The organism is Vibrio sp. 16 (genome assembly GCF_963681195.1).
GTDB lineage: Bacteria > Pseudomonadota > Gammaproteobacteria > Enterobacterales > Vibrionaceae > Vibrio > Vibrio sinaloensis_D.
In genome coordinates this window covers 1,425,975-1,451,242 of sequence record NZ_OY808998.1, presented here as the reverse complement: position 1 = coordinate 1,451,242, position 25,268 = coordinate 1,425,975, and the positions used below count along the sequence as shown (strand labels likewise).

The following is a 25,268-nucleotide window of genomic DNA, read 5'->3' as shown; positions in this document are numbered from 1 at the left end:
CTTTACGTTAATCTGGTTCAATCCTCGTTGGAAAAGGACATAACAATGATAATTGAACCTGTTATTAAAGGCGTTGTTGCCAAATCTGCGCATCCTGTTGGGTGTGAGCAAGCGGTTCTCCAACAAATTCAATACGTAAAGCAATCTGAGCCGATCACAAATGGCCCCAAAAGGGTTCTCATTATTGGTGGTTCTTCTGGATTCGGGCTCGCCACACGCATCGCCCTCACCTTCGGTGGAAGCAAAGCCGATACAATCAGTGTCTCATACGAACATGGTCCCTCCTCGAAAGGCGTCGGTTCGGCTGGTTTCTACAATAATATCGCCTTTAAAAAATTCGCCGAAGAGGAAGGTCGCATCGCAGTCAACATTCAAGGTGATGCCTTCTCTGATTCCATCAAAGAACAAGTCATCGAGGCGGTTGAAACCTATTTCGAAGGCGAGGTTGACCTTATCGTCTATAGCCTCGCCAGCGGCGTGCGTCCAAAACCAAACAGCGACGAAATGTGGCGCTCGGCTATCAAACCAATCGGTCAATCGGTATCGGGCGCTAGTATTCTCCTCGAAACCGACACATGGCAGCAAACGACTCTCCCACCAGCCACAGACCAAGAAGTTGACGAAACGATCAAGGTCATGGGCGGCGAAGATTGGGAAGCCTGGGTTGATGCGCTAATCAATTCAGAGTCCATCGGCGAAGGGTGCAAAACGCTCGCATTCTCCTACATTGGCCCAGAGCTGACCCATCCGATTTACCTAGATGGAACATTAGGCAGGGCAAAAATTGATCTTCACCAAACCAGCCACTCCCTAAATCTTAAGCTTGCCAACTTTAATGGCGGCGCATACGCAACGGTCTGTAAGGCGCTCGTGACAAAAGCCAGTGTGTTTATCCCTGGTTTAACGCCGTACATTCTTGCGCTCTACAAAGTCATGAAAGAACGTGGCACCCATGAGGGATGCATTGAGCAAATGCAGCGTCTATTTAGAGACAAAGTCTATTCAACAGGTAAGATTCCTGTCGACTGTGAACGCCTGCTGCGCATGGATGACTGGGAACTGGACGTTGAGACCCAGCGCGAAGTGAATCAATTGGTATCGCAGCTTAACGCCGATAACTTCAAGCAACTCGGTGACTATCAAGGGTTCAAACAAGAGTTTTTGCGACTCAACGGTTTCTCGTTTAGTGACGTTGACTACGGTAAAGAGATCGATCTTGAGTCATGGATAAACAGCGATGCTGACTAGCTCACTTGTCTCATTTTTGAGAAATCATTAATCCCTCCAGCTCGCTGTTTCCAGCGAGCTTTTTTTAGCGGTAATATCGTTAATTCTTATTTTTAGGACAGTAGACGACTCATACCTAAAACGTTTGCTGAATAAAGACTATTATTATAACAAGAGCACGGATAGCTCACACTCTATTGCCTTTTCCAATATGGATACCGTATGACAAAAATTAACACTGCCAATGTGAGTATTCCTGATGAGATACTTCAAAGCTGGCAGACCATTGTAAATCTTCTTGCTGACATCATTTCTGTGCCTGCTGCTCTGGTGATGCGTATTCACTCCGATGAAATTGAAGTATTCACTGCCAATAACAACGCGTCTCACCCATATAAACCCGGAGATAAAGAGTCTCTCAATCAAGGGCTCTACTGTGAGACCGTAGTCAACGAAATGCGTATGCTCCATGTACCGAATGCCAACAATGATCCGGCTTGGAAAAACAATCCCGATATGGTGCACGGTCTTATGGCCTACTGCGGGTTGCCGGTGCGTTGGCCAAATGGCGATGTCTTTGGCACCATTTGTGTGCTCGACAACAAAGAAAACAACTTCACACAGACCTATCAAGATTTGCTTACCTCGTTTCGAGACTCTGTCGAATCGCATTTAAAAACGCTGTATCAAAACCATCGCCTAAAACAGCTTAACGACGAGTTAAAATCTCGAGTTCACACCAGAACTCAAGATTTAGTTGATTTGAACTACGAACTGAACGTCGAGATTGATAAACGCCGAGCGGCAGAGCAAAAAATTCGCTACCAGCAACGACATGACATTGGCACCGGATTTTTAAACCGTTCAGCACTAGAGTTTGAGACTGAGACGCTTCTCAAGTCGATTACCGATAACGTTACGACCGATGTCGCCGTTGTGCATATCGGCTTTGCAAACGGTCGCCGTATCCAATCAAAATATGGCTATTCGGTGTGGGACCATATATTGGTCCAATTTAGACATCGATTGGGAGATTTAACAAAGTTCAACGTACTGACGGCAAGACCAACCTCTACCGATTTAGCCTTTCTGTTCGAATCAAAAAACCTCGATGGTGACATTCAAGAATTGTGTAACCTGTTGATTGACGTGAGTCAGTCTCACTTTGATATTGAGGGAGAAAAACTGCACCTTCACAGTTACATCGGTATCGCAACATCCAAAGATACTTTGTGCACCTCCAGCATATTGAAGTTCGCGGTTGAAGCGATGCAGTCTTGCAAGGATTCTGGGCACAAGTTCAGTTTCTATTCGCAAGATATTTCCGATGTGCAGAAAAACATTAACCAGCTTGAGAGCTATCTGTTACAAGCCGTACGCAACGACGACTTGTTGCTGTACTTCCAACCGAAAGTCTCTCCGCTTACTCACCAGTGGATTGGAGCAGAGGCACTGCTGCGTTGGCGCCACCCAATTCTCGGCGATATATCCAATGAAACATTGATTCATTTAGCGGAACAAAATGGCCTGATTTTCGAAGTGGGCAGTTTTGTTCTTCGCTCCGCAATACAGAAAGCGTCTGAGTGGGTCGACCATGTGCAAGAGTTCAAACTTGGCGTCAATGTGTCTGCCGTACAACTGCAAAGCCCTCAGTTTGTCCATCAGGTAAGAGATTTACTCAACACGTATAAACTCCCTGCCCATTATCTTGAGCTAGAAGTGACAGAAAGTGGTCTTATTGCCGATGAGGTCGTCGCGCGTAACACGCTGACAGCACTGAGTAAATTGGGGGTGACACTGTCACTTGATGATTTTGGTACTGGTTATGCCTCATTCAATTATTTGAAGAAGTTTCCGTTCGATGCGATAAAAATCGACAAAAGCTTTGTCCACCACCTAGATGAGAGCAACGAAGACCGAGAAATCGTTCGCTCGATTATCAACATTGCGAAAAAGCTTGATTTGACGGTGACGGTAGAAGGGATTGAAAACGAAGCTCACGAAGCCTTTATTCTCGAAGAAGAATGCGAGGTTGGTCAGGGCTACCTGTATGGAAAACCGATGCCTTGCGATCTTTTCGAAGCGAGCTTTTTAAAGCAACATTTGACCAATCAAATCGATGACTCTGCTCAGACATCCCTCTGAGCAGTCTTGAACTGACGCAAGGCCTGAAAGGCCCAATTTACTCGCAATAGGCGATCTTCACGTATATAATCGCGCCTTTTATTTCTCTACCAAGTGAACGTCTTATGGATCAGTTAACCGCTGCACTAAAAAAAATTGAAAAACAGAACTATCGCGCGTATCAGCAAATTAAAGGCTGCTATGACTTTAGCGACTTCACTTTCTATATTGATTACGTTCAAGCTGACCCGTACGCCTCCCCTACACGTGTAAGAGCTGTACGTCCTTGGTCGGTGACTGGCCTCCAATGGCTACGAGAAAAATCAGCGGCTTACCAAGTCGCAGCACGTGACTTCATCGCACGCAGCTTTGCCCAGTTAGCCAAGCAAGAGTCGAGCGTCAGCATTGCGCTGTCAGGGCAAGTGGTGCTAGACAGCACTGCCGTGCTCTTCACCGATGAAGGTATTGAACTGCGTTTTCGCATCAACCTACCCGCAGAAGGGAGAAGCGTGCTTGGCAAAAAAGCCGACAATATTTTAACCTTCCACCTGCCTAAGTATATTCGACGCGCGACACTTGAGCGTGAGTTAGACATTGAAGCGCTCGTTCACCACTGCGAAGTGGTAGAAGATCAAGCATTCTTGCGCAGCAAATTGGATGAACATGATCTATTGGCCTTTGTCGCTAACGGCTCTGTTCTGCCACGTATTGCTGGCAACTGTGACTTACCAATGAAAGACGCCGTCGCTATCACAGCCCCGAAATCTCTTGAAGTGACGATCGAAACGCCAAACCAAGGCCCTATTACTGGTCTTGGTATTCGCAAAGGTATCACCTTGATCGTTGGTGGCGGTTTCCATGGTAAATCCACCCTACTCACTGCGATTGAGCGCTCAATTTACGATCACATCCCGGGTGACGGCCGTGAGCGTATCGTGACCAACCTAAATGCTATGAAGATTCGAGCTGAGGATGGTCGTTGTGTCCACAACCTAAGTTTGGCCAATTACATTAACCATTTGCCAATGGGTAAAGATACGGAAAACTTCTCGACACAAGATGCGTCTGGATCAACGTCTCAAGCGGCTTGGCTACAAGAATCTATTGAATCTGGCGCAACGGGTTTGCTGATCGATGAAGATACATCGGCCACTAACTTTATGATTCGTGACGAAAGAATGCAGGCATTGGTGAGTAAAGGTGATGAACCGATTACACCGCTTGTTGACCGCATTGGTCAGCTCCGTGACGAACTCGATATTTCTTCTGTCATTGTAATGGGGGGATCTGGCGACTATCTCGACGTTGCTGATACCGTGATCCAAATGCACGACTATCAAGCCATAGACGTGACGGAAAAAGCACAGCAAGTCATTGCTCAGCATCCAAGTCAACGTGACAACGAGTGTGAATCACCATTGGTAACCTACAGACCTCGTTCGGTAAACCGAGCAAATCTACAGAGCATTTTGGCCGACGGCAAGTTTAGAGTCTCCGCGAAAGGTGTTGAATCACTGCGTTTCGGTAAAGAGTTCACCGACCTCTCCGCATTAGAACAGCTTGAATCTAGCGCAGAAATCAATGCCATCGGCTGGTTGTGGTTCCAGCTTGCCCAGTTACCAGGTTGGTCCGCTAACCCTGCCAAAGAGTTCAGCGAAATGCTTCATGACAACTGGCACGCTTCAATGCCAAATCATGGTGACCTTGCCAAACCTCGCGTGGTGGATGTGATGGCCGCATTAAACCGAATGCGTAAGGCTCAATTCAAGCCAGCTCGCTAAGTAAAAAGCGCCGATAACGGCGCTTTTTTAATGTCTGAGAACATTCCATGCCTCACACAGAATTCGAAATCGGTCACTGTCGCCGTTGTCTCGGTCGGGGTGCCATTTCAACGCTAGCTTGCGCCATGTTTTACGAATCTCAGTGTGGGTTGCATCGTGAGGCAGTTCAAACAATTTGAGCGCTTTGGCTCTATCCATGTCTTTACCGTCCGAACCGCCAACAAACTCGCGATAACGTGTCCAGAACTCGTTAAGTAGCCGCTTGATCTCCCCTTCCTCGGCTTCGTAGTTTTGCCAGTCCAAATAGTAATCTCGCAGTGGATCGTGATGATCAACTTCATGGCCAAACACTTGGCTTTGGGGCATTAAAATAATGTCCATCGCTTGGACTTGTAACCAGTTGTCGGGATAGAGCGTCTCTTGCAGCTGGTACAGAGCGTTCATGATTAGAAAATTGCGCTTAAATAGGTCTTTGTCTGGAGATGCATCCAGCAAAGGCATGATCTCAATTTCGGTTAAATGAGACGCTAGGGTGTGAACTTTCCAGCCGCTCGGTTGTTTTCTCAATACTTCAAGAATGGGCCAGAGTAGCGGATTTTCCATGTACTGCTGAAATTGTGCGGCAAGTCCTGATTGCTGTGGCATACGAATCACTGATTGTTGGAGATACTCTAATTGAAAGCCACTCCAACCGATTTGTCGAGTCGCAATCGATCAATTCGCAGGGTTTTCTATCAGATTGAGAGTTTACTCCAAGGCATCACAGACCTTGGAAAACGAAAAAGCCAAGAGATGACGGTGTCGTCATGACTCTTGGCTTTCGTTCACGCAATGAGAAGATTAGATTACACCCAACTCTCTCAGGCGCTCCATTAGGTAGCTGTGCGCCGTGTAACGCTCAGATAATACAACATCAGGCTTAGGATGAAGGAACAATGGCAACGAAATGCGCGATTGCTCTTGACGTTCACCCGTTGGGTTAATCACTCGGTGTGTTGTCGATGGGAAGTAACCGCCCGATGCTTCTTGCAGCATGTCACCAATGTTAATGATCAAGTTACCAAAATCACATGGCACATCAATCCACTCGCCATCTTTGCCCAGAACTTGTAAACCCGGCTCATTGGAAGCAGGAAGCACGGTAAGCAAGTTAATGTCCTCGTGAGCCGCTGCGCGGATTGCTCCTGGCTCTTCATCGCCTGTCATCGGCGGGTAGTGGAGAATACGCAGTAGGGTTTTATCACTGCCGTTGATCATTTCAGACAACGCTACTGAGAACTTCTCTTGAACCTCTTTTGGCGCATGCGCTTCAACCCAGCCTAAGAGTTCTTCAGCAAACGCATTAGCACGTTGGTAGTACTCCATGATCTGCTCTTTAAGTTCTTCCGGCATTTGACCCCACGGGTAAACATGGAAGTACTCTTTAATGTCTTTAACTGAGTGGCCTTTGGCTACTTCTGACACAGAAGGCGGAAAGTAACCATCTTGAGTTTCAACATTGAAGGTAAATTCGTTCTTTCTTTTAGACATAAAGAACTTGTACCAGTTGTCATAGATAGACTCGACAAGCTCTTTGGGAATTGGGTGATTCTTCAGTACCCCAAAGCCGGTTTCACGCAGCGAGGTAACAAATTGCTCTGCGGCATCGTTTGCAAGGTAATCTACAGTTTCCAGTTTCATGACTTTACTTTTTTAGTTATTGATATTGGAAGCAGGATTCTAAGTGTGACATATAGGTAAATCAAACTTTGATGAAATGAAACAGCAACTTTAACGAGTTAATGTGCAGTTAAAAGGTCTTTCAACAGATTTTGTTATCGGAGGGAGTGGCGACGTCTTTGCTCAGCAGCGCATCGCCATTGGATAGCAGTAGAATTCTAATTCAATGATTAACAACGTGTATTTTGTTCAATCCACGCTAGATAAGGGTTGAAGCCCTCAACAAATGGCACTTGAACCACCTGCGGGACTTCATAATCATGAAGCTCGACGATCACTTGTTCGAGCTCTGCATAACACGATTTCTTGGTTTTGATGACGAGCAGTGATTCATCATCACAACACACCTCCCCTTTCCACATGTAGTGACTTTGAATCGGGATTGCTTGAATGCAGGCTGCCAAGCCTTTGGACAACAAACCAGAAATGATGGATTGTTGATTCTCTTCATTGTTGGTTGTCGTTAGCACGATGCAGTATTGGCCGCTCATTTTTCCGCCTATCTGTTGTTCTATTCGTTAATGTTGCACAATCACAGGATAATCGCCATCAACCAACTCCCTGACAAAGCTCGAGCCATCCCCTTTATAGGTTACCCATACCTTTTTCTTCGCTCTGGTGAGCGCCACATAAAACAAGCGACGCTCTTCAGCATATGGGTAAGTATCGATAGATTGAGTGAGTGCACCATCAAGATGAAGCGTTTTCACTCGAGCTGGGAACTGCCCTTCATCCACTGAGACGAGGATAACAAAATCTGCCTCTTTGCCTTTGCTGGCATGACATGTCATGAAATCAATCGACAACATGGCAAAACGCTTTTGCCAATCACTTAACAACTCTGGCTTGTGATAATGGTTGCGCCCTAGTAATAGCACGGTTTGCGTCGCTTTGGCTTTGCGATTCAGATCATCAAGGATCTTCTCAACATTTGCACTTGGTGCCAACACCACCGATTTCGCCTTCTGCTCTTTGTGACTATTGAGCGCTTTGTTAAGTTGGGACGGGTTTTGCTGCACAAACTGGTTCGCCACTTCACCAAGTCGATTGTTAAAGCGGTAAGTCGTATTTAGGTGGTGAATCGTCGAGTGCGGGAAACGATCTTTAAATCCGGTAGTAAGGTCGACATCTGAACCCGCAAACTGATAAATAGATTGCCAATCGTCGCCAACGGCAAACAACACGCACTCTTGATGCTCACTTTGTTTGCATAGAGCTTCAACCAGCGCCAGTCTTTGCGGTGAAATATCTTGATACTCATCGATCATGATGTATTTCCAAGGAGAGACAAACTTGCCCTTTTCGACCCACTTTGTCGCTTGGGTGATCATGATATTGAAGTCTACATGCCCTTCACTCTTGAGCATCTCCTGCCAAGCGGTGTAACAAGGCCACACCAAAGCGAGTTCACTGTTAAGGCGAGTGTATTCAGGATGTTCAATAAGCGACTGCTGGATCTCTTTTTTGGTTGTCCCCATTGCACTCAATTGAGAAAGCTGTTTTTCCAACCAAGCTATGAGTTTGGGGTTTTCGACATGACTGCCCAGTTCTTCATCCCCAGCTAAATAGGCTATTGGCCATTTCTGGAGGTGCTTTTGCCAACGCTTGAAGGCGGTCGGCGTCATCCAGTGTTTCTTCAGCCAATCCACGCACCATGCAGTACGTAAACCGTCATCAAGCGCCATAGGTGAAATGGTTACGCCATTGCCTTCAACCTGCTTAAGAATAAAAAGGCCCAGTTGATGAAAGGTATTCACACGGATTGGTTCTGCACTTAAACCAATCTTGTCGTTTAACCGCGCCTTCATTTCATTGGCGGCTTCACGACCAAAGGCTAGCATTAGAATCTGCTCCGCCTGCGCCAAATGGCTTTGCAGCAAGTACGCAACGCGAGCCGTCAACACACTCGTTTTTCCTGATCCTGCCCCTGCGAGCACTAGATTATTGTCGTCATTAAGCAGCACAGCTTGCTGCTGGGTATGATTGAGAGGAGAAGACTCGATCTGGGAAAACAGCACTTTCCAATTTTCAAGTTCGTTAACCATCCAATCTTCATTGCGTTTCGCCAAGGTTTGGTTGGTTTCTAGGATCCAAGGAAGCAATCTATTCACACGATCCGGCATACGCAGCATCGAATCTTCCAAGTCCATTTCCATTTTGTTGAAGTCGTTATCTAATTCGGCAAGCCAAGCGTTGACCGCAGAGTGGGTCAAAAAGGCAGGTTGGCGCTCGAAACTACGAACTTTCGCTTCCCACTTTGGCAAATACTCAATCAGGTGCTGGCACTGGGTTTGATGCCATTGCTGGTAAGATGCCACCGCAAATCGAGCAAACTCACGGCAACGCTCCCAATCGAGTCCTTGCACTAGCCAAGATTTTTCAACGCCTTCTTCTTGATGAGCGAAAAACTGCAAACCACCCCAGAAGAGGCCTCGCTTGAGTTTTATTTTTCCGCTCCAAACATTGAAAGGAATGCGCTCTTCGCTTCGTTCAGACGCGAGAACGAGATAGTCGGACTCTAGAGTGACTCGATGATATTCGTTTTGAACCAAAAACTGTGCAGTCTTGTTTGCAATTAGCTGCATTGTGCCGTATCCATGTTTTTCATGGCGGGTATGATAACTCAACACGCATTGAGTTTGAAAAGATCCTGTCAATATCCGCCGTCAAGTTCACGTTGAGCAATCAATAAACAAACGAACCGGTTTCTTATTCTGTATCAGAAGTTTACCATTGACGAACAGGCTATACTGCCTGCATCAAAACTTACAAGTAGATGAGACGTGCAATTATTTAGTCAGTTACGCCTGTACTGGGCCAACAAAACCGTTAACTATAGCTTACTTATCCTTGTGACGCTGTTAGGTGTCGTCATTCCAACTTGGTATTATGAGCTGAACTCCCTCATCATTCCTCTGATTCTCGGGATCATTGCCGCGGCGCTTGCAGAGAGTGATGATAAGTTCACGGGCAGGATTAAGTCGATCACGCTCACACTGATTTGTTTCGCCATCGCCGCTTTCTCGATTGAACTGCTGTTCAATACGCCTGTTTTCTTTGCGATCGGCTTATTTACCTCAACCTTCGGCTTTATTATGCTGGGCGCCATTGGCCCTCGCTATGCCAGCATCGCATTTGGTTCATTGCTGATTGCCATCTACGCAATGCTTGGCGCTCACGAAAGCACTAACCTTTGGTTTCAACCATTGATGTTGCTGTCTGGTGCCGCATGGTATTTCTTTATGTCGATGATCTGGTCGGCGTTTTGGCCAATGCAGCCTGTCCAACAAAGTCTGGCAACCGTCTTTCTTCAACTGGCGAATTACCTTGACTCCAAGAGTCAGCTTTTTCACCCAGTTAACGACTTAACCCCTCAGCCTCATAGAATCGAAGAAGCGCGCCTAAATGCCGCCACCGTCAATGCGTTAAATACGTGTAAGATGACGCTATTAACGCGCTCTAAACGCGGCCACGTTGACGGTGCGTCTGACCGTTTTCTCAACATCTATTTCCTAGCACAAGACATTCATGAACGAGTCAGCTCTAGTCACTATCGATACCAAGAGCTCTCGGCGCACTTCGAGCGCTCTGATGTCCTGTTTCGCTTCAAACATCTACTAGAAAGCCAAGCAAAAGCGTGTCGCGAGATCGCGAAGTCAATTCGTTTGGGTAAAGAATACCAACACAGTGATGAGTCTATCGTCGCTCTTGACGAGGTAATGAACTCACTCAACTATCTTCAGCAACAAGAGAAACCCCAATGGCGCTCGCTGATCAATCAGTTGAACTATCTGTTTAATAATTTGGCCACCGTTGAAAAGCAGTTGAGCAACGTTAACAATCCGGATGCGAATAAACTGGAAGAAGATGTTCTCGACGATACTGAAGCCCATACCATCAAGGCGATGTGGCTGCGCATAAAGTCCAATCTAAACAAAGATTCGATGCTGTTTCGCCATGCCGTTCGTATGTCAATCGCCCTCACGTTGGGGTATGGCATCATCCAAGGGTTCGATATTGAACGCGGTTACTGGATTCTTCTCACTACCCTCTTTGTTTGCCAACCCAACTACAGTGCGACTAGGCAAAAGCTCGTCGCTCGTGTCATTGGCACGCTTGCAGGCTTGCTGGTGGGCGTACCACTGCTGACATTTTTCCCGTCTCAAGAGAGTCAACTGGTGTTTATCGTTCTATCCGGTGTCGCTTTTTTTGCGTTTCGTTTGGCAAACTATGGCTATGCGGTTGTCTTGCCGCGTCTTGCCGACACCTTAATTGGCTGCGCGCTTGCAGTGGGCGCGGTGGCGTTTATCTTGCCCGATTGGCAATCCAAGCGTTTGCACAAAGTAATGGCGGAGGCGATCAACGCGCATCGAGCCTACCTTGCGCAAATCATTGGTCAATATCGTATCGGTAAGAAGGATAACCTCTCCTATCGCATCGCTAGACGTCACGCGCATAATCAAGATGCAAACCTGACCAATGCAATCAGTGCGATGTTGGCAGAGCCCGGCAAGTACCGCAGCGCCACCGATGAAAGTTTTCGCTTTTTAACCCTCAGTCACGCGCTATTGAGCTATATCTCTGCACTGGGCGCGCATCGACAACGCATTGACAATGAAGATACTCACCAGTTGGTATTGGATGCTCACCGAACCATCCATCAACATTTACAGGTGCTCTTTGATCAGTTGAATGAACACTGCGAAACATGTGAAACCGCCAGTATCGACGACCCAAATCTGGAAGCGCGTTTATCTGAGTGGCGAGAAGAAGATGACAATTCAGTCAGAATGGTGCTTCAACAGCTCTACTTGATCTACCGAATGCTGCCAGAGCTTCACTCTTTGGCCGCCAAATTCGCGGTAAGAGTGACTCATTAGCGATCAATTTAGAGCCGTTATAGAAGGAGGTTAAGTTAAGCCTCCTTCACCTAACCCTTACACTACCTGACAGTTTTCGGACAATTATTGAACAGCCAAGCATAGACTAGAAATAAATCAATCAATTGGAGATGAGTGTGAAAGGAGAACACTCAAGTCCTAAGGTTCGGAGGCAGAATACGATGACCCCAATCCAGTTTGAATTATTTAAACAGCAGATTAGCCAGCTCACCCCTCAGCAGCTAAAGGCATTACGCGGTGAAATCAATAACACGCTAGAGGACAGTTCAAGTACGTTAATCACTGACGAAGAGCTAAACCTGATCTCTAGCTTGTTTTCGTAGCACAACTTGCTCAAAACACAAATTCACCTTAAGCTTTAATTAAGGGAGGAGTGTATGGCCGTGTCAGTTATTCAATCAGGGCATCAGTTGATTGATCAGTCATCGAAAATGGCTGAGGAAGCGGCGCGCGACGTTAATCTTACCTCTTCACTTCCGCAAGTCGAAAACGACAAATCTCTCGATTTCAACAAAGTTGAGTTTAAAGCCCCAGCCGTTCCCGACCCTTCTTATGTTGATTCGATGGTCAAACTTAGCCAAGCCACTCAGTACAGTAAAGTGGGAACCAACATGCTACAAAGAGACCAAGAGATGATCGGCACACTGTTAGATATTCACGTTTAAATTGTAGCAATCCATAAACAACGGTTGTTATCCCTATCAGAGCCGTTAGAATCCTCCGATAACTTTTATATACTATTTCGCTATGCCCAAATTAAATTTGTCTTACCGCGACCTGCATCCAATCTTCGATCAAGGTCCGCACACGGACGAGTTAGAACAATTACTCAGCCCACGTTTTGAACGCCCTTCCCTTCGATTGACACCAAGCCCTTACATCAGCCAAAAGACGCTCGAAAAACGTTGGCAAAAAATAGATCCTCTCACAGAAAAAAAACACCTGTTGGATGAGCACACCCTTGAACATGCAGAGCACTACAACAAAAATATCGAGCACTTTATCGGCACGGTGAAACTCCCTGTCGGTATTGCTGGGCCGCTGCGTGTGAATGGCCTCTATGCCAACGATGATTACCTTGTACCACTCGCGACCACGGAAGCAGCGTTGGTGGCATCTTACAATCGCGGCTCCCAGCTTATTACTGCCGCGGGTGGATCCAGTGCGATGCTGATCAATGAAGGGGTAACGCGAACGCCTGTTTTTGCTTTCCATAACATTGCAGATGCAGGCAGTTTTGTTGCTTGGGTCGTTACGCAATACGATCACTTTAAGCAGGTCGCAGAATCGACGACCTCCCACGGCAAACTGCACGACATCAATATCAACATTGAAGGGAATCACGTCTATTTAGTGTTTGAGTTCCACACTGGTGACGCCTCTGGACAAAACATGGTGACGATAGCGACAAACGAAGTCTATCGATACATCCTTGAACACGCGCCCATCGAGCCAAAGGAATCGTTCCTTGATGGCAACTTATCGGGCGACAAGAAGCCCAATGCGCATACCATGAGGCATGTCCGCGGTAAAAAGGTCACGGCGGAAGTCACCTTATCTCGACACTTGGTCGAAAAGTATCTTCATACTACGCCAGAAAAAATGGTGAAGTTTGGCCAAATGACAACCACAGGATCGGCGCTCAGTGGTGGAATTGGCGTTAACGCTCACTACGCAAATGCGTTGGCGGCACTTTACATTGCATGTGGTCAAGACGCCGCTTGCGTGTCGGAATCTGCAATAGGCATAACCCGCATGGAGCTAAACCCGCAAGGCGCACTCTATGCATGTGTGACTTTACCTAACATTATGGTCGGGACTGTCGGTGGCGGCACTGGATTACCTAGCCAAAAAGCGTGTTTAGATATTTTAGGGTTACACGGTAACGGAAAAGCGAAGGCATTAGCAGAAGTCGCCGCTGCACTTTGTCTCGCCGGTGAGCTCTCTATCGTTGGTGCGTTTTGCGCAGAGCACTTTTCCAAAGCTCATCAAAAGCTCGCCCGCTGATCGAAAAACAGTTTGGATATGGGGCTGACTGCACTCAGCCCCTTGTTCAAAATGTGCGGGGTATCAACTCCTTATCCTGTAGTTATGCGGTCAATGTCGAAATTTTGTATAGTTTCGTCATTCACCTCAATGCACTACAACACAATGCCTAGCAAAGAAGATTCAATAGAAGAGCTCGGGAATTTACTTCAGCCTGGGAGTAAGCTCTCAGCAACCATTCATTTTGGCCCTGATGACCGCTATTCGTTTGCCACCACGTATGTTGGGTGCAAACTTCCTCAGTTTTTAATTGTTGATTTACCGACAAAGGCGCGTGAAGCACTGATCATTCGAAAACTGAGCAACACAGAAATTGTTGTTCGAGCGATAACCAATACCAAATTGGGTCATATCATCGCGTTTAAATCGACCATCATCGTTAAATCTTCGACTCCTTCCGCGCTGCTTTTTCTTCGAATGCCGACTCATTTCGCCTCAAAGCCAATAAGGCAACATGAGCGACATTCAATGGACCTTCCCGCTGAGCTTAAAAGCCAAGATGTCACTTATCATGGCAAGTTAGTGGACTTTTCGGCGTCAGGATGTGGCTTTTTTCTCTCGGGCGAGAATGAGTTGACTACGAACAGCGTCATAGAGCTGCAAAGTGCACTTACGGAGTTCTTACCTCAAGGAATTAAACTGAGTATCGTAAACATCACCAGAGAGCGTAACGGGCATAAGTTTGGCATCAAATTTAATACTCCCATCAATATTGATGATGAGCTAAAGCAAGCCTTGGTAGAGCACGCTTACTTGGCAAGTCGGTATTAACGCTCGATGTCGATAAACTTCTCTTTAAAATAAATCATCGCTTTGTTCAGGGCTAACTCTTTGATTGGTTTAACAATCACGTAATCGGCACCACTGGCGATAAACGCTCGCTTGGTATCTTGCATACCGTCTGCGGTACACGCGAAAATGGGCACATTCAGCCCAAGTTCTTCTCGAATAATTCGAGTCGATTCAATGCCACCTAAGCTAGGAAGCTGATTGTCCATCAATACCAATGCGACGTTTGGATCATCGCGCAGATAGTCGATGGCGTTATGACCATCTTGGACCCAAGTAACGCTCATGCCATACTTTTCGCAAAATGCCTTCGCGATAAAGGCATTGGTGTGGTTGTCTTCGACTAACAAAACGTGCAACGACTCATCAAACAACGCCTGAGGCTCAACAAGTAAGCTGTTTGGCTCGACATTGCGCTCCCCGATGTACATATCCATCGGGATTCGCGCCACAAGTGTCGTCCCTTTCCCCACAACACTGTCAATGGAGATGGTACCGTTCATAAGCTCAACCAAACTATGAACAATTGCCAGCCCCAAGCCACTTCCGCCATACTCGCGTGTCGTGGTTGCTTCCGCTTGAATAAAGGGTTCGAAAATGGTTTTAAGCTGCGGCTCTTCAATACCAATTCCTGTATCTTTCACCACAATTTCAAGCTCAAACTGCTGCTCTGTTTCGATGCTCGACAATTCAACACAAACCTGACCTTGATGGGTGAACTTGATGGCATTGCTCACAAGATTAAACAGAATCTGGTTCAAGCGAACTTGGTCACTGTTGGCCCACATCTGTGATTCGATATCACTGCGCATAGAGAGTTCTATTCCTTTTTCAACGCACAGCGGCATGAATATTTTCTCGACGGTGGTTTCAAGCTCGATCAAGCGAAACTCATTGGTTTCTATGTTGAACTTGCCCTGCTCGATTTTAGAGAAATCGAGAATATCATTAAGAACAGCAAGCAGATGCTCACCACTGTTACACAGCACGTCAACGTGCTCCAATGCTTCTTGTTCGTTCAAGCTGTGTTTGAGTAGTTGCGAAACACCTAGAATTCCATTCAAAGGGGTGCGTAACTCATGGCTCATTTTCGCTAAGAAATCCGCACGCACTCGCGCTGACTCTTCCGCTTCTTCTTTGGCTGCTTGGCTCTGCTTTTCCGCTTCGACAAAACTCGTAATGTCTTGCCCCTGAGCCATGATTTGCTTGGTGGCATTGTCACTAATGATCGGTGAAAGATTCCAGCGATAAGTGATACCGCCAATGGTAGTGTTCACACCTGTTAGGGTCGCACCTTGAGCACACATTTTGACGTGATGAGACAATGCCTCAACTAAACGCTCTCGTGAGACTTCGTCTTTAAAGCAACGTTCTGCCGCTGGGTTATACCGCAGCAACTGACCATCGTCGGTGCTCCACAAGGTGATAGGTGAAAGGGAGAAATTAAATAGATCGGCAAACTGTTTTTCTTGCTCGTTGAGTCGTTTAAATGAAAGTTCAAAGCGTTGACCGATTTGGTTAAACTCTTCGATACCCGAGCCATCAAACTGATGTGTTTTCTGTTCAGTAAACGTCGATTCGATGAAGTCCATCAACTTCTTCAGTTCAAGCGAGACTCTTTTCCCAAGCCATAGGCGTGTCGATATCGCAATGAAAGCAATCATGACGCCTGTAAACAACATCCACAAGTATTGGCTTTTTACAAAATGTTCGATGTGATTGTTGCCTTGAACGGTATAGACCGATAAGAAGGTAGGTACACCAGCAATGGTCAGGTCGGTTCGCGACACCATGTAGCTGCTGGTATTGAGCGCTTCAGAAGACTCTTCAAGTAGGGCAACATAACGGAAATCATCAATTTTCTTACTTGATGCGATCACTTGAGATCCTACCGCAAGAATAAGCTCATCCGCATTACTTCCTTTGGTGATCGCATTGACCAGCGAGAAATTGTTGTTCAGGACAACACCAATATAAAGATGCGCGACCACCTCACCATTGGTTAGGTTCACCACTGGGGAGCGGCGCATCATCAAATATCGCATTCCCATGCTTGATGGGGTTTGTGAAATATGCCAAGAATTTCCCGTGACAACATCAGTATTCAAGTGCTGAAGTTGAAAAGGAGAAATCCCGTAAAATTCTGCATTGCCGTCATCCCAAAACACCCCTTCACCACTGGCCAGAAATCGGATGTCGGGCGCTAAATTAGGCAGAATCTGATCAATACTGGTGAAGAATCGGTCTATCGCCATCTGGTCTCGGCTGACGACGCCATTTATTAAAGAGACGCTTCGTGAGTAGCTGTCTTGCTGTATCTCTAGAGCTTTCAGGCGGAAGTTGAAGATTTCTTGGACGAGGCTTTGGGTCTGAGTTTTTGTACGCGCGACTTCCTGCGCGACAACTTCTCGGTTTACTTGGAAGTTTTGTAGCACCATGACCAAGGTCAACACACCTATGGTCAGAAATATTGAGTTAGTAAGAAGCGTGGCGAGCTGATAACGCCGTCCACGCTTAAATATCTTCATCATTAAAGATCAGAGTACCTGAATGCACGTTGCTTTAATTTTTCAATTTTGATTGGGCTATCTTGCTTGGTTACCAACTCAAAATCACCCGAGTAAACCACTGGCACTTGTTTACCCTCAATGTCCCACTTGATCGCTTCTGCCATTGCAATGCCGGTATCATCATTCATGCGCATAACGGTCACATCGAGCTCACCCTTGGCAATCGCATCGAGTTCTGCCGTTCCCCCACCCCAACCATTCAACAATATGTCAGTGCGGTTTAGTTCTTTAAGCGCATCTGCCGCTCCTAAAGCCACATCGGTAGAACAAGCGTAAATAAAACTTAGGTCCTTATCACTGCTTAGCGCTTGAAGCGCTGTTTTATAACCAGACTCCCTTGTCGCCTCAGTGTAAAAAGAGGACGAAAGTTTGTAGCTGTCATGGTGGCTCATCTCTTCGATAAACGTATCACCCCGAGCATAGCTCACATAGCCTTCAGAGAAATAGAGCACCGAGTAGCGGCTATCTTTCTTAACCGTTGACTTGTAATACTCCTCTAACAACCTTGCGCCATGGAGGTGATCGAATCCAACGTATAAAAAGGGTTGATGATTGTCCCATGCGCGAACTGGCGTGGTGATGTTCTGCAAGATGAGCTTTGTGTCCGTCGAACTCATCACGTGCTCAATGAACTTGCGATGGCGCGTCGTATCAAGCGTGAAAATTAAATAATCCGTATTATTTTGTATGGCCTCTAAAAGCGAAAGGCTTTGCTGCCTAACATCAACATTTGGGCGAGTGAACACCTGATTAATGCTGTAGCGAATACCGAGCTTCTCAAGGCGAGTCTCGAACGCTTTAATGTTGCGGCTCCAATAGTCCGAGACCTGCTGCCCAGGATAGACGACAGAGATCGAAATTGGTTTGCTCTGAGTTAAACTTACAGGGACGGGATAATCTCTGACCGCATCGGACAACGCATCCGTCAGCTGCTTTTGTGCTGGATGCTGTTCCAAGTAGCTATCGTATTGCCAATAACCATTGAGAACTTGAGTGGTATGCGCTTGTGATACTGCCGACGCGAGTGCCAACAAAGAGAATAGTGAGGCTTTATACATTGGTGATTATTCTTCCTACACTTATCGAAATCTTATTTCAGTATAATGATTCATACCAATCTTGGTAGCATAAAAACCCTCTAACGTGTTGAGTGTTCATTAAAACGACGGATTCAATAAATTTCATTTCCTTTTGTGTTTTCAAGCGCTTAACCGTGTCAAATTAAAGTCTCAAGTCATTAATTTGACACGGTTATTTACAAACTTATTGCCCCCTAGAATGTAAACGCGAGATTGCCTGATAAGCCGAACTGATTGTCTCCGGCATAGCTACCAGCAAGATCAATACTTACAAGATCGCCCGGACTAATCCCCAATCCGGCGGTAAATGAATTGTCTAACGTGTCCTCCATATCCATTTCGTACCCGGCGCGTAACTGTGCCCAGCCCCAAGCATTTCCTTCAATGCCCATTCGCACAAAACGTGTGTCATCATTTGAACCAGAAAAACGTTTTTGTGTCGTAACATCAAAATCTAAGGTCGCTGTTAACAACTCCGTGGCATAAGAGCCTGAAATGGTCACTTGTGTATCTAGCTTGTACTTGTCCGTTTTGTCTTTGGTTTCGATTTCTTGAGAGAGAAGATCTTTGATTGCGATGCCAGCGCGGAAGTCGTTATAAAACCATACCGCGCCCAAATCTAGGTTAAATGCGCTTTTTGACGTTTCGCTTTCGTCGTAGTCACTTAAATCAAAATCTTCAACGGTCAATGTTTCACTGTAGGTGGTCAGTTTTTGGTATTTCGGAGTCACACCGAACGAGAAGTCTTGACCGGCAACGGTCATACGTTTCGCTAAGGCAACGCCATATTCAACATAGCCAAATGCAGCCATATTGACATTTGAGTTGTTGTAGCGGTCGGCTACTCTTAAATCTTCATCGACGATACTGGTATCGGACTCAGCAATATCGGTTTGCGCGATGATTTCAGCGTAACCACGAGTGTAAAAGTTACCAGAAACCAATCCAAATGGGACGGCAACGGCCAATCCGCCGCCAACACTCACAGCCAATGGCTTGTCATCAGATAGATTATCCAAATGAGTGTTTAGGTCATTTCGCAGGCTGGCATTACTGCTGCCACTATCTTCATATTGTTCGATAGTGTCTTGCAGATCGTCTAGCGTTGTTAAAGACTCATCTGTATCTCGCGCCGTAAAACCAATCGCTGGCGCCAAGATGCCAAAGTCATCTTCATCACGATAGACAGCAGTGAGTGCTGGATTATAGAAAGGAGCAAGGAGATAATCGGCGCTGGTGACGCCAGTGTTGCCCATTGCATTGCCTCGACCATCGGCGACAACGTTTGCTGCTGAAGCGGAGGTACCAATAAGGGCGCAAGCCACTGCGGTGGAAAGTAAGTGTCGTTGTTTCATAATTCGCATCAACCTTCTTATTTATTTGCATAATCAAGGTTAATACATTTGAACTAATTTGATGCTTAATTATTCCACTGATGTCACATCAATCACATTTATTAGTTCAATATGGCCTTTCACTAACTGTTCTTTTTTGGATTTTGGCCACTGTTTGATTTGGTATTCTATCTTCGATGCGATACTGCGCGACTCAACCACATCACTCTGCCAAGCCAAAGAAAGTGGCCCTTTCCCTTTTAGCGCTTTTGCGCCTTGACCAGATACATGCATTTTAAAACGCCGCTCTACATCTGTAGTGATCCCGCAATACAACGCGTTAGAAGCAGTACGGATTAGGTAAACATACCAATCCGTACTGGAATTCGAAGGTGCAGACATTTAGCTTGTCAACTGTTCAACGCGTTGCTTGAGTTCAGCCAACTCAGACTTTAGCTGTGCGACTTCATTCTCAAGTGCCTCAATACGCTCGTTACCTTGGCCAACGTTTGGCAATGCCGCAGAGGCATCAGTAAGCGCTTCAATATCAATCTCACCGCTAAACAAGTGCATGTAGCGCGATTCACGTTTGCCCGCTTCACGTGGCAACTTAACCACTAATGCACTTTCTTCACGTGCTGCCATTTTTTCTAGCACCGCTTCAACTTCTTTGACGTCAGCAAAGTCCGCAAGACGATTGGTCCGCGTTCTCAGCTCACCTGGCGTTTGAGGACCTCGAAGCAGTAGGCAGCAGGTGATGGCTTTTTCTTGTTTGGACAACTTAAGATCACCGAACTCGGTGTTACAAAAACGATGCTGGAACTTGCTCGCACGGCTGTTAAAACCGCTTTCATCACTGACAAGTCGCTGCGCGATCAAGGCATCAACAGCTTGCTGAACATCGAGATCACTCAACGACATGACTGGCTCACGGTTGCTCTTTTGGTTGCAGGCGGAGGTCAAACTATTCAGGGTTAGAGGATAGTAATCTGGCGTGGTCACCTCTTTCTCGATAAGGCAGCCTATGATTCTCGCCTCAATAGGACTCAGTTCGATATTCATTATTATTTCCTTATTATGCGCTTACAAAGCTCACTAGTGCTCTGCAAGTAGGGGAACTTTTTTCATGTTGCCATCTTCGTCAATCATAACGATCTTAGTTCGATTGAGCTCGACCTCGGTGATTTCTTGTCGAGTTCTTTCATTTCGATATGCTTCAATGAGTTTTTGTGCGGGTGATGGCGTCACCATTTTTTCTTCTTTCGTAACTATAATGTCAGAAGTAAGCATGTCTTTATTGCATTCGATGTCACTGTATTTTCGAATCATATATCGAACGGTAGGCGAGTCTCAATCACCAAATTACGAGATTGGCGATAAAACCGTCAACATACTGTAATGATTGATCTTAAGACTGTTATCGCCCCTAATGATGTGATTTAATCGTTGGTAGTTAAAGGTAAAATCAGGAAAGAAAACCTATGAGTGGTGTATTTGAAATCGTGTCTCAAGCACGTCGTAAGAACAAATTGAAACGTGAGCTTATTGATAACGAAAAGAAAGTTCGTGATAACCGTAAACGTGTAGACCTATTAGAAAACCTACTTGACTACATCAAAGCGGATATGAGCAACGAGGAAATCGTTGGTATTATCAAAAACATGAAAGCGGATTACGAAGATCGTGTCGATGATCATATCATCAAAAGCGCAGAAATCTCTAAAGAGCGTCGTGACATCAGCCGCCGTATTCGCGAACTGACTGAAGAAGACAAGCAAGTAAGCCAAGGTAAGAAAAAATAATTCCTGCCGCTCTTACTCTGTTTAAGGCCTGCACATTGTGTGGGCCTTTTTATTGCTCGCTGCACGCCAATTCCAACATAAATCGTTATAATAATTCACTAAATAGCGCTAAACGTTTGCGTAATCGCTAACCTTCTCCGTTCATAAAATTCTGACTTTCATCACACATTTACCACTGCTATATTTGATTTCAGACAGACAACTAGACCATTCGAGGCATGGAGCTTCCTCACTTATCTCACGAAGAGAAGAATTGGTACCGACACTGACACTGATCGGCAAACTTTAAGAGGGTCAAATAATGGAAATGAATATGGTTGAAATTCTAGGTTACGCAGCTTCTATCATGGTTGCAATTTCACTTACCATGAAAGATATCGTAAAACTGCGCGTGTTGAACTTCATCGGCTGTGCTCTGTTTACCGCTTACGGCCTAATGATTGACGCTTGGCCAGTTGTGGTAACTAACGGATTTATTGCGTGTGTGAACGTCTATTTCCTAGCGAAGATGCAAAGCGAAAAAAAGTCTGAAGACGCAAAAAGCGCAGCCTAAAAAATTTGAAACCCTAGACATTGTCTAGGGTTTTCTTTTTTACTCCCCGGAAACGAAGCTACTAGTTATTCGAAACAATGAATAACACCTCAACTCTTCGATTACATGCCTTACCCGCACTTGATGCATTTGAACACGCCGGAACGAACTCTCCGTAACCGCGAGTAAATATTGAATCCATCGCGACATTGTTACGAACCAGCTGTTGCTTGACCGCTTTCGCTCGCTTCATAGAAAGACTGTCGTTAAACGAAGGTGCGCCCGTGCTATCGGCGTGGCCGTCAATGACAATATCAATACCCGGTTGTGTCGCTAGATACTCACCCATCATATCCAACCAATAGGCGGAATCGGGCATCACTTTCGATGACCCCGTATTGAACTTGATGGTATCAGTCAACTTGACCATGATGTGGTTGCCAGGCAGCACCTCGTAGTCCACACCATTTTTAAGCAAAAAACTTTGCAAATCCTGATAGTGCGGCGCACGTTTTTGTCCTAGTGGACCTCTCACGTCTGACGCGGTTAACTTAGGGTCCGCGCCCCACTCTGGATATTTAACTTCAAAATCAGTCTTTGGTGCCGTATCGAGCATATCATCGGTCATGTTGGCGATGTTCTGCGCCATGTTTGAACATCCTGATAGCAAGATTATCAGAGGCAAAGTTACATATTTCATCTCTACACCATAAGTTCCGTTTTACTACAAATACTGTATCGACAGATTTACCAAATCTTTAGTAAATTTTAGCCTCTTTTTAAACAGCTTGACGCCGTTTCCCCCGAAACAATTTGGTAATAAAATCAGCCTCACAACTATTTAGTTCTGCGTATTGAAAGAGTAAAATCCTAGCACTGATTCATCGTGCATCATGTTGCGCGAACCATTTTGAGAAATCGATTATGAAAAAGCTCTTCACCTTGCTGACGATTTTAACAGCTACGGTTTTAGTTGGCTGCTCTGACAGTAATACGCCGCAAGAAGGCAAGCAATACCAACAACTGCCTGTTAACCTCGCTACGTTTCGTTTACCTCAAGTCACGGAAGTCTTCTCGCTAAACTGTGGCCATTGCCGAAAGATGGAGGCTGTCCTTCCTCAATTAGAAGAACTGACCCAACAATCTATTGGTAAAATTCATGTGACCTTTAACGAGAGCGCACAAATCGCGGCCATGATCTACTACACCGCAGAGATGCAACTTGGTAAAAAACCGGATCATGAGTTCATGAATGCGCTATTCGCCGCGACCCAAATGGGTGATGGCGCGACATTAGCTGACAAAAAACAAGCCATTGATGATGCGTTCCAATCTCGCGGGTTAATTAGCCCATATGAGCTAAACGAACAACAACAAGAGCAGCTCTTTGAGGCAATGAACCTAGCACAAGATATTACCGAGAAAGGTCAAATTAACTCTGTGCCGACTTTTGTCGTCAACGGCAAATACATGGTTTTGACTGCGGGTCATCAGGACATTGAAGGCATCGCAAACACCATCAACTATTTAATCAACCAACCTTAAACAAACTGGACGTTATCAATGTCAAAATTTATTTTCCCAATTGTCATTTTGGTTTTAGCGGTATTCATGATTTACCGCACGTGGAATAACAACAAAGCGGGTGAAGAGAACTTTGCTGCTGGCCAATCATTTTTATTGGAAAACGGTAAGCAAGAAGGTGTTGTTACCACAGAAAGTGGCTTGCAGTACAAGATCTTAGTTAAAGGTGAAGGCTCCGAGAAACCAACAACAAGTAACACTGTCAAAGTCCACTACCACGGCACGCTGATTGACGGCACCGTTTTTGACAGCTCTGTAAACCGTGGTGAGCCAATTAGCTTCAAATTGAATCAAGTGATTAAAGGTTGGCAAGAAGGCCTTACTTACATGTCTCCGGGAGACAAATTCCGCTTGTTCATCCCAAGCCCACTTGCTTACGGGAAAGGTGGCACAGGCCCTATTCCACCAGCATCGACCCTGATTTTTGATGTCGAACTGCTAGAAATCAAGTAATGAATAAAAGAAGCCAGTCACATGACTGGCTTCTTTGTATTTGCTAGCAAAACTCAGGGAGCTTCTTATGAATAAACTCTCTATCAGCTGCGTAAAACTCTTCAACAGGTAGCTCTGTTGGTGCCAACCACTTAAAGGTTTGCTGTCTTTGTTCATCCACTTGAGTCGGCTCAACTTCCTCTAGTGCTTTCAATACCGCGTAGTAAATTCTCCCACCGTATTCGTTGACGTTGGAGAAGGTTGCAACGTGCTTTAGGCCTTGAAGCTGGGTTTCTTCATACAGCTCTCTGATTGCGGCGTCTGTCCCTGATTCGTTGTTTTCCACCTGACCACCTGGGAACTCGACCACCATCCCTTTCGCTGGTCTAAATCTTTCTTGTACCAACACCTTTCCATCTTTGACTACCACCGCCATAGATAAGTGCTTCATGCCTGACTCCTTCCATTCCATATAAAAAACTGGCGTCGCCGCCAGTCCGTTTGTATTGGGATCACTGTTGATTGGCGTGGATGATATCGCAATGTGTGTGTTCTTGCTTATGAACTAATTCACATTTATGGTTTTGCAGCACAAAAAAACCGGCTTCTTTTCAGTTGCCGGTTTTTCGTTGGTTATTGATTACTTGTGTTTGTCTTGGACATATTGCTGGCTTACGTCCACGACTGCGACGTCTTTGAAGAAGCTACGCCCCAATAGCAGTGGGAATGTAAGATGAGTACGATCAGCCAAAGTGAACTCTGTTTTCTCTTTAAGATCACCAATTTGAATCCATGCATCAACGACCGCGCGCTCTTGCGTGCCATCGGCACTCGATTGACGAATTTTCACCCAACGCTGAACAGGCAGTGCGATTTCTTTACTCTTATGCCCTTCGTGTTCAATTTTGAACTTAACCCAATCTTTTCCATCTCGTTCAAAAGGTTCGATATCGACAGCACTGATCGATGAGGTGGTCGCGCCTGTGTCGATACGAGCTCTAAAGTTTTGCTCTAACCCAGGTACATAAACCCATTCCTTCTCACCGAGAATCAGCTTGCCATCTGAAGTTTTTTTCGCTTTTAGGACAACCTCAGGTTGTTTTGGTTTTTCCGCAGGTTTGGTTTCTTTGACCACTTCTTTTTCTTCGACCTTTGGCTCTTGGACTTTAGGCTCTTCAATTTGTGGTTTTTGTTCTGGCTCAACTGGCGTCTGCCCCGTTGTTGTACACGCCATTAAACCGCCACTAAGCATAACTGGAATAATTAGCTTCCACGTTTTGTTCATTCGATCACCCAATTCAATTGACAATAGTTACACGCAATAAAAAGGCCCACAAAAGTGAGCCTT

At 45.7% G+C, this 25,268-nt stretch carries 25 protein-coding genes; 12 read left to right on the top strand and 13 right to left on the bottom strand.

Going from position 1 to position 25,268, the window contains the following annotated elements; all coding sequences use genetic code 11:
• The first annotated feature begins 45 nt into the window (after positions 1-45).
• From fabV to U9J37_RS20700, 3 genes are all read left to right on the top strand, one after another.
• Complete coding sequence (gene fabV / locus U9J37_RS20710) at positions 46-1,248, top strand: enoyl-ACP reductase FabV (RefSeq protein WP_005473204.1); 1,203 nt, start codon at positions 46-48, stop codon at positions 1,246-1,248.
• A 201-nt stretch (positions 1,249-1,449) separates the two neighbouring features.
• Positions 1,450-3,372, top strand: coding sequence for a sensor domain-containing phosphodiesterase (locus tag U9J37_RS20705; RefSeq protein WP_005473197.1), 1,923 nt, complete (start codon positions 1,450-1,452; stop codon positions 3,370-3,372).
• Positions 3,373-3,476: 104 nt separating this feature from the next.
• Positions 3,477-5,132, top strand: coding sequence for an ABC-ATPase domain-containing protein (locus U9J37_RS20700; RefSeq protein ID WP_005473180.1), 1,656 nt, complete (start codon positions 3,477-3,479; stop codon positions 5,130-5,132).
• Between the two features lie 27 nt (positions 5,133-5,159).
• On the opposite strand, the gene U9J37_RS20695 is transcribed toward U9J37_RS20700, so the two are convergent.
• From U9J37_RS20695 to helD, 4 genes are all read right to left on the bottom strand, one after another.
• Positions 5,160-5,777, bottom strand: coding sequence for a DNA-J related domain-containing protein (locus U9J37_RS20695; protein WP_005473173.1), 618 nt, complete (start codon positions 5,775-5,777; stop codon positions 5,160-5,162).
• A 195-nt stretch (positions 5,778-5,972) separates the two neighbouring features.
• The gene (locus tag U9J37_RS20690) at positions 5,973-6,812 is read right to left on the bottom strand and encodes an isopenicillin N synthase family dioxygenase (RefSeq protein ID WP_005473292.1); all 840 of its coding nucleotides are present in this window, start codon (positions 6,810-6,812) and stop codon (positions 5,973-5,975) included.
• A gap of 209 nt (positions 6,813-7,021) precedes the next feature.
• Positions 7,022-7,342, bottom strand: coding sequence for a divalent-cation tolerance protein CutA (gene cutA, locus U9J37_RS20685; RefSeq protein WP_005473225.1), 321 nt, complete (start codon positions 7,340-7,342; stop codon positions 7,022-7,024).
• A 27-nt stretch (positions 7,343-7,369) separates the two neighbouring features.
• Complete coding sequence (gene helD / locus U9J37_RS20680) at positions 7,370-9,436, bottom strand: DNA helicase IV (protein WP_005473170.1); 2,067 nt, start codon at positions 9,434-9,436, stop codon at positions 7,370-7,372.
• A 198-nt stretch (positions 9,437-9,634) separates the two neighbouring features.
• Here helD and yccS point away from each other — a divergent pair, with 198 nt between their 5' ends.
• From yccS to U9J37_RS20655, 5 genes are all read left to right on the top strand, one after another.
• Complete coding sequence (yccS, locus tag U9J37_RS20675; protein WP_322414117.1) at positions 9,635-11,731, top strand: YccS family putative transporter; 2,097 nt, start codon at positions 9,635-9,637, stop codon at positions 11,729-11,731.
• Positions 11,732-11,913: 182 nt separating this feature from the next.
• Positions 11,914-12,075 carry a hypothetical protein gene (locus U9J37_RS20670; protein ID WP_005473120.1) on the top strand — a complete coding sequence of 54 codons (162 nt, stop codon included), beginning with the start codon at positions 11,914-11,916 and terminating at the stop codon, positions 12,073-12,075.
• 54 nt (positions 12,076-12,129) lie between these two features.
• Complete coding sequence (locus U9J37_RS20665) at positions 12,130-12,417, top strand: hypothetical protein (RefSeq protein ID WP_005473289.1); 288 nt, start codon at positions 12,130-12,132, stop codon at positions 12,415-12,417.
• An 82-nt stretch (positions 12,418-12,499) separates the two neighbouring features.
• The gene (locus U9J37_RS20660; protein WP_005473213.1) at positions 12,500-13,759 is read left to right on the top strand and encodes a hydroxymethylglutaryl-CoA reductase; all 1,260 of its coding nucleotides are present in this window, start codon (positions 12,500-12,502) and stop codon (positions 13,757-13,759) included.
• A 144-nt stretch (positions 13,760-13,903) separates the two neighbouring features.
• Entirely contained in the window at positions 13,904-14,569 is a 666-nt protein-coding gene (locus tag U9J37_RS20655; protein WP_043887093.1) for a PilZ domain-containing protein, read from the top strand.
• On the opposite strand, the gene luxQ is transcribed toward U9J37_RS20655, so the two are convergent.
• The 6 genes from luxQ to U9J37_RS20625 form a co-directional block, all read right to left on the bottom strand.
• Complete coding sequence (gene luxQ / locus U9J37_RS20650; protein WP_005473223.1) at positions 14,566-17,118, bottom strand: quorum-sensing autoinducer 2 sensor kinase/phosphatase LuxQ; 2,553 nt, start codon at positions 17,116-17,118, stop codon at positions 14,566-14,568. The genes U9J37_RS20655 and luxQ overlap by 4 nt on opposite strands.
• Positions 17,118-18,215, bottom strand: coding sequence for an autoinducer 2-binding periplasmic protein LuxP (locus U9J37_RS20645; RefSeq protein ID WP_005473126.1), 1,098 nt, complete (start codon positions 18,213-18,215; stop codon positions 17,118-17,120). Before U9J37_RS20645 ends, luxQ begins: the two co-directional genes overlap by 1 nt.
• A 215-nt stretch (positions 18,216-18,430) precedes the next feature.
• The gene (locus U9J37_RS20640) at positions 18,431-19,591 is read right to left on the bottom strand and encodes a conjugal transfer protein TraF (RefSeq protein WP_005473244.1); all 1,161 of its coding nucleotides are present in this window, start codon (positions 19,589-19,591) and stop codon (positions 18,431-18,433) included.
• 69 nt (positions 19,592-19,660) lie between these two features.
• The gene (locus U9J37_RS20635) at positions 19,661-19,972 is read right to left on the bottom strand and encodes a GIY-YIG nuclease family protein (protein WP_043887091.1); all 312 of its coding nucleotides are present in this window, start codon (positions 19,970-19,972) and stop codon (positions 19,661-19,663) included.
• Entirely contained in the window at positions 19,973-20,632 is a 660-nt protein-coding gene (locus U9J37_RS20630) for a YceH family protein (protein ID WP_322414116.1), read from the bottom strand.
• A gap of 33 nt (positions 20,633-20,665) precedes the next feature.
• Positions 20,666-20,860 (bottom strand): hypothetical protein, encoded by a 195-nt coding sequence (locus tag U9J37_RS20625; RefSeq protein ID WP_322414271.1) that lies wholly within the window; start codon positions 20,858-20,860, stop codon positions 20,666-20,668.
• 191 nt (positions 20,861-21,051) lie between these two features.
• Here U9J37_RS20625 and U9J37_RS20620 point away from each other — a divergent pair, with 191 nt between their 5' ends.
• Positions 21,052-21,372 (top strand): DUF496 family protein, encoded by a 321-nt coding sequence (locus tag U9J37_RS20620; protein WP_038136743.1) that lies wholly within the window; start codon positions 21,052-21,054, stop codon positions 21,370-21,372.
• A 301-nt stretch (positions 21,373-21,673) separates the two neighbouring features.
• Complete coding sequence (locus U9J37_RS20615; RefSeq protein WP_038136740.1) at positions 21,674-21,925, top strand: YgjV family protein; 252 nt, start codon at positions 21,674-21,676, stop codon at positions 21,923-21,925.
• A 61-nt stretch (positions 21,926-21,986) separates the two neighbouring features.
• Here the strand turns inward: U9J37_RS20615 and U9J37_RS20610 are convergent, their stop codons facing one another.
• Positions 21,987-22,604 (bottom strand): OmpA family protein, encoded by a 618-nt coding sequence (locus U9J37_RS20610; protein ID WP_038190593.1) that lies wholly within the window; start codon positions 22,602-22,604, stop codon positions 21,987-21,989.
• 224 nt (positions 22,605-22,828) lie between these two features.
• On the opposite strand from U9J37_RS20610, the gene U9J37_RS20605 reads away from it, so the two are divergent.
• Complete coding sequence (locus U9J37_RS20605; protein WP_039473941.1) at positions 22,829-23,449, top strand: thiol:disulfide interchange protein DsbA/DsbL; 621 nt, start codon at positions 22,829-22,831, stop codon at positions 23,447-23,449.
• Positions 23,450-23,467: 18 nt separating this feature from the next.
• On the top strand, positions 23,468-23,941 hold the full coding sequence (locus U9J37_RS20600) for a BamJ family beta-barrel-assembly machinery protein (RefSeq protein WP_005474516.1): 474 nt from the start codon (positions 23,468-23,470) through the stop codon (positions 23,939-23,941).
• A 43-nt stretch (positions 23,942-23,984) separates the two neighbouring features.
• Here the strand turns inward: U9J37_RS20600 and U9J37_RS20595 are convergent, their stop codons facing one another.
• Positions 23,985-24,371 carry an NUDIX hydrolase gene (locus tag U9J37_RS20595; RefSeq protein WP_038136730.1) on the bottom strand — a complete coding sequence of 129 codons (387 nt, stop codon included), beginning with the start codon at positions 24,369-24,371 and terminating at the stop codon, positions 23,985-23,987.
• A 189-nt stretch (positions 24,372-24,560) separates the two neighbouring features.
• Complete coding sequence (locus tag U9J37_RS20590) at positions 24,561-25,205, bottom strand: ATP-dependent zinc protease family protein (protein WP_043887217.1); 645 nt, start codon at positions 25,203-25,205, stop codon at positions 24,561-24,563.
• Between the last annotated feature and the right edge of the window lie 63 nt (positions 25,206-25,268).

Coding starts and splice junctions, on each gene's coding strand:
- U9J37_RS20645 (WP_005473126.1), bottom strand. CDS start 18,215: ATGTATAAAGCCTCACTATTCTCTTTGTTGGCACTCGCGTCGGCAGTA.
- U9J37_RS20610 (WP_038190593.1), bottom strand. CDS start 22,604: ATGAAATATGTAACTTTGCCTCTGATAATCTTGCTATCAGGATGTTCA.
- U9J37_RS20605 (WP_039473941.1), top strand. CDS start 22,829: ATGAAAAAGCTCTTCACCTTGCTGACGATTTTAACAGCTACGGTTTTA.
- U9J37_RS20590 (WP_043887217.1), bottom strand. CDS start 25,205: ATGAACAAAACGTGGAAGCTAATTATTCCAGTTATGCTTAGTGGCGGT.
- U9J37_RS20695 (WP_005473173.1), bottom strand. CDS start 5,777: ATGCCACAGCAATCAGGACTTGCCGCACAATTTCAGCAGTACATGGAA.
- U9J37_RS20670 (WP_005473120.1), top strand. CDS start 11,914: ATGACCCCAATCCAGTTTGAATTATTTAAACAGCAGATTAGCCAGCTC.
- U9J37_RS20690 (WP_005473292.1), bottom strand. CDS start 6,812: ATGAAACTGGAAACTGTAGATTACCTTGCAAACGATGCCGCAGAGCAA.
- U9J37_RS20625 (WP_322414271.1), bottom strand. CDS start 20,860: ATGCTTACTTCTGACATTATAGTTACGAAAGAAGAAAAAATGGTGACG.
- luxQ (WP_005473223.1), bottom strand. CDS start 17,118: ATGATGAAGATATTTAAGCGTGGACGGCGTTATCAGCTCGCCACGCTT.
- U9J37_RS20595 (WP_038136730.1), bottom strand. CDS start 24,371: ATGAAGCACTTATCTATGGCGGTGGTAGTCAAAGATGGAAAGGTGTTG.
- U9J37_RS20665 (WP_005473289.1), top strand. CDS start 12,130: ATGGCCGTGTCAGTTATTCAATCAGGGCATCAGTTGATTGATCAGTCA.
- U9J37_RS20705 (WP_005473197.1), top strand. CDS start 1,450: ATGACAAAAATTAACACTGCCAATGTGAGTATTCCTGATGAGATACTT.
- U9J37_RS20620 (WP_038136743.1), top strand. CDS start 21,052: ATGAGTGGTGTATTTGAAATCGTGTCTCAAGCACGTCGTAAGAACAAA.
- U9J37_RS20700 (WP_005473180.1), top strand. CDS start 3,477: ATGGATCAGTTAACCGCTGCACTAAAAAAAATTGAAAAACAGAACTAT.
- fabV (WP_005473204.1), top strand. CDS start 46: ATGATAATTGAACCTGTTATTAAAGGCGTTGTTGCCAAATCTGCGCAT.
- U9J37_RS20615 (WP_038136740.1), top strand. CDS start 21,674: ATGGAAATGAATATGGTTGAAATTCTAGGTTACGCAGCTTCTATCATG.
- helD (WP_005473170.1), bottom strand. CDS start 9,436: ATGCAGCTAATTGCAAACAAGACTGCACAGTTTTTGGTTCAAAACGAA.
- U9J37_RS20655 (WP_043887093.1), top strand. CDS start 13,904: ATGCCTAGCAAAGAAGATTCAATAGAAGAGCTCGGGAATTTACTTCAG.
- U9J37_RS20600 (WP_005474516.1), top strand. CDS start 23,468: ATGTCAAAATTTATTTTCCCAATTGTCATTTTGGTTTTAGCGGTATTC.
- U9J37_RS20635 (WP_043887091.1), bottom strand. CDS start 19,972: ATGTCTGCACCTTCGAATTCCAGTACGGATTGGTATGTTTACCTAATC.
- U9J37_RS20640 (WP_005473244.1), bottom strand. CDS start 19,591: ATGAAACAACGACACTTACTTTCCACCGCAGTGGCTTGCGCCCTTATT.
- cutA (WP_005473225.1), bottom strand. CDS start 7,342: ATGAGCGGCCAATACTGCATCGTGCTAACGACAACCAACAATGAAGAG.
- U9J37_RS20630 (WP_322414116.1), bottom strand. CDS start 20,632: ATGAATATCGAACTGAGTCCTATTGAGGCGAGAATCATAGGCTGCCTT.
- U9J37_RS20660 (WP_005473213.1), top strand. CDS start 12,500: ATGCCCAAATTAAATTTGTCTTACCGCGACCTGCATCCAATCTTCGAT.